The organism is Kitasatospora sp. NPDC004240 (genome assembly GCF_053603215.1).
Map to the genome: position 1 here is coordinate 1 of NZ_JBSGFD010000386.1, position 3,457 is coordinate 3,457.

The 3,457-nt window shown below is 73.2% G+C and carries 3 protein-coding genes and 1 pseudogene; 2 read left to right on the forward strand and 2 right to left on the reverse strand.

What is annotated here, in order from left to right; genetic code table 11:
- Positions 1 to 201: pseudogene (locus ACWEQL_RS41660) on the forward strand (VOC family protein); the annotation flags it as partial.
- A gap of 64 nt (positions 202 to 265) precedes the next feature.
- On the opposite strand, the gene ACWEQL_RS41665 reads toward ACWEQL_RS41660, so the two are convergent.
- Together ACWEQL_RS41665 and ACWEQL_RS41670 are read right to left on the reverse strand one after the other, a co-directional pair.
- Positions 266 to 520, reverse strand: coding sequence for a hypothetical protein (locus tag ACWEQL_RS41665; RefSeq protein ID WP_452156724.1), 255 nt, complete (start codon positions 518 to 520; stop codon positions 266 to 268).
- Between the two features lie 399 nt (positions 521 to 919).
- Positions 920 to 2,203, reverse strand: coding sequence for an NAD(P)/FAD-dependent oxidoreductase (locus tag ACWEQL_RS41670; protein WP_452156726.1), 1,284 nt, complete (start codon positions 2,201 to 2,203; stop codon positions 920 to 922).
- Between the two features lie 340 nt (positions 2,204 to 2,543).
- Between ACWEQL_RS41670 and ACWEQL_RS41675 the strand changes: the two genes are divergently transcribed.
- Positions 2,544 to 3,266, forward strand: a complete 723-nt coding sequence (locus ACWEQL_RS41675; protein ID WP_452156728.1) for a phospholipid scramblase-related protein — start codon at positions 2,544 to 2,546, stop codon at positions 3,264 to 3,266.
- Positions 3,267 to 3,457 lie beyond the last annotated feature (191 nt).

The following is a 3,457-nucleotide window of genomic DNA, read 5'->3' on the forward strand; positions in this document are numbered from 1 at the left end:
CTGGTCCTGACCTACGTCGTGCGCAGCGAGGCGCGGGTCGACGAGATCATGGCCGAGGCGCAGAAGGCCGGCGCGACCGTCCTCAAGCCCGCCGGTGCGCTGCCGTGGGGCGGGTACGGTGGCACCTTCGCCGACCCGGAGGGCTACATCTGGAGCCTCGGCTACAGCGCCCAGGGAGCCGACCAGCCCTACGCCGAGTAGCCGCGCCCCGGACACGGGAAGCGGAAACGGCAGCGGCAGCGGAAGCGGTGACCGGCGCCGGCCGTCACCCGCCGGCCGGCTCGATCGTCAGCCCGGAGGCGGCCACCAGCACCTCGCCTGCGCCCAGCCACAGGAGCCAGTGGTCGTACTCCTCCTCCTCTGGATCCCGCCGGTACATCGGGAAGGTCTCCAGTCGCAGCCCGTCGAAGTCGAAGCGGGTCTCCAGCGCGGGCGGGCGGATCAGCACGTCGGTGAGCGCCCTGCCCTCCAGCCGGGCGAGGGCCCCTTCGAGGCCCTGATCCTCCGATCCGGCGATCACACCCCGTCCACGGTCTCCAGCCGCCCCGTACACCACGATTACGCCCCACCGCAGGGATTCCCCGCCGGAAGCGACCCGGCCGACGAACGAGGCGCAGCAACGGCGACGGCACAGGCATCGGCCGCAGCGCCATGGGCACGCCGGCCCGTCCTCGCCCTGGCGGGATCCGCGCGTTCCCCCGCCCCGCATGGTGCGGCGGGCCCCGTCGGGCGTGCCGGAGGTGGCGCCGGCGCCGAACCGCCTTCGGTGGCGGCCCGGTTCGGCCACGGCTCCGGGCGCCGCCCGCGGGTGGGGCCTGCCGCCGAGGGGGCCGTGCGCGCTGTCCACCTCGGCCGAGGGAGTACTCGGCTCTGCGCGCCCCGCCCCTCATGGCCGTGACCAGCGGCAGGGGCCCCGCGGTCACGCTCCCGTGCGGGCCAGGTGTGCGGGGGTGGTGGAGTTGCGGCGGTGTCGGAGGTTGACGGCGGCGGCCCTGGCGACGGCCGCAGGGCTGAGGAAACGCCCGGGGCCGATCAGACGGGAGGCGAACAGGTGCATGTGACGGGCGAGGGAGGCGTCACGGGCGGCGGCGGAGAACATCAGCCGCTCCACAGGGTTGAAGGGGCGGGCGGTGGCGAAATCGGCCGCCAGGTACTGGTAGCCGCGCAACCGGCGCCGGTGGTGACGGGCATAGGCGGCCAGCGAGGCGTCGAGGTCGCCGTGGCCGGTGACGGCCGGGGCGGTGGTGTGGGCGAGCCACTGCGCGGACTGCAGGGCCCAACCGCACCCCACACCCCACAGGGGGTCGCCGGTCAGGGCGGCGTCACCGATGAGGGCGAGGCCCGGGGCGACGGGTTCGCGGCTGTGGAGAGGGTAGTCGACGGCGCCGATGATCTTCGAGACGCGTTCGGCGGAATCGATGGGCGGCGCCTGGGGCAGGGCGCGGACAAAGGCGTAGAAACTGCCCTCCAGATCCTCCCGGAAGGCGGGCAGGTGCTTCTTGTCCGGCAGGACCGCCAGAACCGTCACCCCGTCGTCGTTGGGGAACGCGTAGGCCATGTCGGGTTCGAGGAACCAGGTCTGACCGATGCCACCGTGCAGCGGGAGGTCGCGGAAGTGCGCGAGGTAGCCGAACCTGGCGTTCTCGTGGACGCGGGTGGGCTGGGCGGCGAGTTTGGCGACGGTGGAGTCCTTGCCGTCGGCGCCGACGACCAGGCGGGCCCGGATCTCGCGCTCGCCTTGCGGGGTGGAGGCGCGCACGCCCACCGTGCGCCCGCCCTCCCGGAGCAGTGCGACCACCCGGTGGGCGAGCAGGAGGTCCACACCCGGGGTCCGGGCCGCGTGGGACCTGATCAACGGGTCGAGGACGCTGCGGCGGACGTTGTAGCCGTACGGCAGATCGGGGCCGCCCGGCACCGGCCGCGGATGGATCCACCCCCAACGGGTGTACCAGCGGGCGTCGTTGCGTAGGGCCCCCGCCTCCTCAAGGGCGGCGACGAGGCCGAGTTCGCCCAGGACGGGGTAGGCGTTGGCGGTGATGGAGTGGGTGCACAGCACTTTGTAGGCGTCGGCGTCCGAGCGTCGTTCCAGCAGGGCGACGCGGGCGCCGCGTCGGGCGAGCAGGATCGCGGCGGCGCTGCCGGCGAGGCTGGCTCCGCCGATGACGACGTCGTAGTCGCCTCCCGCGCTGCGGGGTGTGGTCATGCGCTGGTGCTCCCTTCCGGGGTGGGGCGGCCGTTGGTGGGAGTGGTGCAGCGTCCAGTGCTGCCAGGAATGAGACTGGCTGTCAAGAGCGCGGCGGCGGGGCCGCGGCGGACGCCCATGGCGCCCGGCCGCCGGGCGGGGCCGGCCGCAGGCCCGGCCTGACACGGGAACAGGCCCCGGGTGTGACATCAGCCACACCCTTTCCGCCGGACACCGGCCACCCGCCGCCCCAGAACCCGGAAACCGTAGGTCAAAGCCGTAGTCCGACGCTCCCGGACGCACCCGGGGCCGCACGAAACGATCTAGCTGTCCGTACCGGATCGGCCCTAACCTGCCCGCCATGTCCCAGAACACGAACACCCCCGGCATCCCCGGGCAACCGGCCGCCCCGGCCGGCGAATCCGCCCGGATCCAGCGCCAGGTGCAGCAGCAGGCGGGCGTCGGGCCGGTCTACGGCGGCGGCGGCACCCTCTTCTCCGAGCCGGTCCTGGTGGTGAACCAGAAGGCCAAGCTGATCGAGCTGACCAACGAGTACGCGGTCTACGACCAGCAGGGCGGCACGCTGGGCTCGGTCACCCAGGTAGGCCAGAGCGGCCTGCGCAAACTCGTACGGCTTCTCTTCTCCATCGACCAGTACCTCACCCACAAACTGGAGATCCGCGACGCGCACGGCACCCCCGTACTCCTGCTGACCCGCCCGGCGAAGTTCATCAAGTCCCGGGTCATCGTGCGCCGCCCCGACGGCCAGGAGATCGGCCAGATCGTCCAGCAGAACGCCATCGGGAAGATCAACTTCGCGATCGAGGCCGGCGGACACAAGATCGGCGCCGTCAAGGCCGAGAACTGGCGCGCCTGGAACTTCTCCATCGTCGATGAGACCGACACCGAGATCGCCCGGATCACCAAGACCTGGGAAGGCCTCGCGAAGACCATGTTCACCACCGCCGACAACTACGTCCTGCAGATCCACCGCCCCCTCCCCGACCCACTCCTCAGCCTCGTCGTCGCCACCGCCCTGACCGTCGACACCGCACTCAAGCAGGACGCCCGCGGCCTCGGCTAACCCCACCCCCACCCCCAACCCCACCCCCGGCCGGACGCCCCAGCACCGCCAGGGCCCGCCCGGACGTCCACGAGCAGGCGCGGGCGGGCAGGTCCTGCGCGGCGCGGCGCCCGGACGAACCCCGCACGGCCCTCGCCGGCCGCCCGCCGCGGGCGGCCGGCCGCAGGACACCGGCGGCACCTTCCCGGGGC

Excerpts from the sequence above, each read along its gene's own strand:
- ACWEQL_RS41670 (WP_452156726.1), bottom strand. The coding sequence starts at position 2,203 with ATGACCACACCCCGCAGCGCGGGAGGCGACTACGACGTCGTCATCGGC.
- ACWEQL_RS41675 (WP_452156728.1), top strand. The coding sequence starts at position 2,544 with ATGTCCCAGAACACGAACACCCCCGGCATCCCCGGGCAACCGGCCGCC.